At 65.2% G+C, this 765-nt stretch carries 2 pseudogenes; one reads left to right on the forward strand and one right to left on the reverse strand.

What is annotated here, in order from left to right:
- Nucleotides 1-359 (forward strand): annotated as a pseudogene (locus tag A5791_RS26855) (hypothetical protein); the annotation flags it as partial.
- Nucleotides 360-363: 4 nt separating this feature from the next.
- Here A5791_RS26855 and A5791_RS17720 read toward each other — a convergent pair.
- Nucleotides 364-765 (reverse strand): annotated as a pseudogene (locus A5791_RS17720) (VWA domain-containing protein); the annotation flags it as partial.

Raw genomic sequence — 765 nt, forward strand, 5'->3', positions numbered from 1 at the left:
ACCCCAACGATCCGCATGACGGTGCCTATACGGCGGCTCGGTTGGCCAAGGATCACGGGGTGCCGGTCTCGACGATCACGTTCGGCACCAAGGCAGGCACCGTCGAGCTCGACCATCAGCGCGTCAACGTTCCGGTCAACTCCGATCAGATGAGAACCATCGCGCGAGTGTCCGGCGGGCAGTCGTACACCGCCACCGACCTCAATGAACTCAATCGCGTCTACGACAACATCGAGCAGGAGATCGGGTACCGCACGGTGGCCGGGCCGGGTAGTGCCGGGTGGCTGCGCCTGGGGGTGGTGGTGGCGTTCATCGCGGCGGGGTTGTCGTTGCTGATCAACCGCCGCCTGCCGGTGTAGCCGATCAGGCCGGCAGCCTGCGGTTCAGGTACAGCCCAGCCAGTACCGCGGCGGCCATCGCCACCGTGCCGAGCAGGACCCAGGCGCTGCTGGCGTCGCCGCGCACCGTTTCGTAGCCGATCTGCTGCTGCAGCGTCGCGTACACGTCCTTGAGCGATTCCAGGCTGTCGGCGTGGAACGCCTGACCGTCGGTGATCTCGCAGATCTTCTTCAAGGTTTGGTCGTCGACGGGAACCGGAATGGTGGTGCCGTTGAATTCCACCGTGCCGTAAGGCGTTCCGAAGGAGATCGTCGAAATCTGCACTCCCTGGGACTTGGCGGCACGGGCCGCGGTGAAGGCTCCCTGTGGGGCGTTGGGGTCAAGCGGAACATTTTCGGCGCCGTCGGAAAGCAGCACGATGCGGGC

It is taken from the genome of Mycobacterium sp. 852002-51163_SCH5372311, assembly GCF_001667115.1.
GTDB lineage: Bacteria > Actinomycetota > Actinomycetes > Mycobacteriales > Mycobacteriaceae > Mycobacterium.